We start from the raw sequence: 2609 nt of genomic DNA, 5'->3' as shown, positions 1-2609 counted from the left end.
GGAGAACAAATAGGAGTAGACGGAGATACAATAGTTGTTGATACAGGAAGTAAAAAGTTAATACTGGGAACAGTTTATGCCAAGAATATATCGGCTGATAATATCCTCGCAAGACATATAGCAGCAAATCAAATTGAAGCTAAACATGTCAAAGCAAATACAATAACAACAGATAAAATAATATTCGGAGCAGGAGACGCTATTCAAAAAAATGCTTCTGGGGGAATAGAAGTAAAATTATTGAACGGGAATACACTTTCAGTAGTAGGAATGATGAATATATTCAGTGGTGCAGGGCTTGCGGTATACAATGGGACAACGGATAGTAATTCAACAAAACTAACCCTTATTCAGGGTGGTGTTATAAAATTCGCTGAGTGGTCTCCCTAGCTTAAATGCATGGGTTCAGATAGGAATAATAAGTATATCCCAAAGAAGTACAACACCAATATCTTTAAAAGAAAATCAAGTTTATACAGTTTATACTGATTATTCAAATTCAAGCATAATAATATCACCATTGATGATAGAAACTACACAACCTGCAGAAGGAGTTGTATGGTATACAAAAAGGTCTGTAAATGGGAAAAATGTTTATGATATAACGGCTATAAATTGTAATGCTAAATTTGACTATGAAATATATGAATATAACTAAGTAGGTGCATTTATGTGGAAAGATAAAAAAGTAATAAGAAAGGCAAAAGTAATCACAATTCCTACAAATACAGTATTCAAGTTATCGGATTATACTCAGAAAATAGCCTGGGGAAATCATATTTTGAAAACAGGAATAATAAATATGGAACAGGGATATGATACTTATAGTGTAGAAGTGCAGAACATAAGAACCGGTCATGATACTTACTATACAAGAATATTAAAAAAAAGAGTGCGGTTAAATAACACACCGAATTATTATCATATTCCGTATAATCTATTTGGACAGGTTCATACTCTGCTTAATGAACCAAACTTAGCAGGGGTTACAATAAATATCACAGTAAAAAATTGTGTTCCTCCCCTTCAGGTACTTGTACTTTTAAATAGCCAGTACTGGGTAATAAATCAAATATCAAATAATGCTTCTTTCTTGATAACAGGAACTCTAAAAATACCGCCCTCAGATGGATTTAATGCAACTTTAGAAGTACAGCTAATACCAACAAGTGGTCAGGTTATGACAACAACCACAGCAGATATAAGTTTTTATAGATTTTATGGAGTAGAGGAAGAAATAAATGGAACAACAAATGTAATAGCGTATGAGGTGGAATAATGGGTCAATGGGTAGTGTTTAGTCAAATAAAAAAATTTACTGAGGGAACAATACAAAGTGGAATGATTTTGGACTTAAAAAATTATACAAACGGTATGCCTTGGGAAAATGAGAAGGTATTTCTTACAATGTACAGTTATTTGCCTGATTTTAACAAAATGAGATATTATGCAGAAGCTATTCCACTTGGTAATAATAGATACCAAATAGTTTGTAGGCTTGTAGGATATGATTACACAACAGCTATAAGAATACCAGAAATAGCTGTAAACCCGTCACAAGAATGGATAACCTTATACAATGGCCTATTTTATGGAGTAAGTTATACGTATCACAATAATGGGACATTTGGTATAGAGGGAACGCATAAAGCATATGCAAATGGGAATTTATTTCTGGAAAAGCATGGAGATAGGAATAACAGAATAGCAGGTTATCAGGGAACATATTTTAATCCGACACAACAAAATGGCTCAGTAGTTATTCAGCAATCAGGAACAGTATATGGAGGGAAACTTATGGATATAGTGATATTTACACAGCCAGCAGAATATAAAGAATTACTGGTAAACTTTATAGCAATAGAGGAGGACTAAATGAGTATAAAGGATGATTTAAATAAAGGATTTACAATAGGAGACGTATCAACAGCAAATTTTGATGATGAAGCAATAATAAAAGTAAAAGATTTTTATGAACTTGACAGGCTTGAAAGAACAAAAGCCCTGGAACTTGCCGGAAGAGTAGATATAGAATTGGTAAAAAGAGATTCTGAAATAGAAAACATAAATGAAAGTGTAAGTAATATTGAAAGTGATGTAATTGAAGTAAAAAAAGATATAGCAAATATTGGAAATAGAGTAACGGAGCTGGAGAATGGCGGAACAGGAGGGGAAGGTTCAAAAGGATATTATACATTAATGGATGCAATGTCAAATGCTTATGTATTCTATAAATTTGAAGTACCTCAGGAAGAACTGGACAAATTGGGAGCACTTACATTAGATAACTACAATAAACTGTCATCGTCAGATCAGACACCGATAAAAAATCTTTTAGCTAAAGTAGGAATAAGTGACCCGACAGACCTTGAAAGTATAAAAAATGAATTATCTAATACAAATAGTGAGTTAGGAGCAATGATACTGAAAGTATATGGAAATAATATAAGAATACCTGTAAATAAAGAATTCAGTTTCATAATTCCACATAAACTGGGAATTACCAGAAAAGCGGTAACAAGCAGAGTATTAGATGTAGTATTAAGTAAATTACCTGACGGAAGATATGATAGTACACACTCAACAGCAATAGGAAGTATAACAAATTC

General features: G+C 32.7%; 2 protein-coding genes and 2 pseudogenes. All 4 read left to right on the top strand.

Annotated elements, in window-relative coordinates; translation table 11 throughout:
• Nucleotides 1–390, top strand: a pseudogene (locus NK213_RS19665) (hypothetical protein); the annotation flags it as partial.
• A gap of 280 nt (nucleotides 391–670) precedes the next feature.
• Nucleotides 671–1279, top strand: coding sequence for a hypothetical protein (locus NK213_RS19660; protein WP_253352497.1), 609 nt, complete (start codon nucleotides 671–673; stop codon nucleotides 1277–1279).
• A complete protein-coding gene (locus NK213_RS19655; RefSeq protein WP_253352495.1) occupies nucleotides 1279–1875 on the top strand; it encodes a hypothetical protein in 597 nt (198 codons plus the stop codon). Before NK213_RS19660 ends, NK213_RS19655 begins: the two co-directional genes overlap by 1 nt.
• Nucleotides 1876–2609: pseudogene (locus NK213_RS19650) on the top strand (hypothetical protein); the annotation flags it as partial. It abuts the gene before it with no gap.

The organism is Sebaldella sp. S0638 (assembly GCF_024158605.1).
Taxonomy (GTDB): domain Bacteria; phylum Fusobacteriota; class Fusobacteriia; order Fusobacteriales; family Leptotrichiaceae; genus Sebaldella.
This window is presented reverse-complemented; position numbering and strand designations above follow the sequence as displayed.

Bases quoted from the DNA above. Each gene is read 5' to 3' on its own strand.
- NK213_RS19660 (WP_253352497.1), top strand. From the start codon at position 671: ATGTGGAAAGATAAAAAAGTAATAAGAAAGGCAAAAGTAATCACAATT.
- NK213_RS19655 (WP_253352495.1), top strand. From the start codon at position 1,279: ATGGGTCAATGGGTAGTGTTTAGTCAAATAAAAAAATTTACTGAGGGA.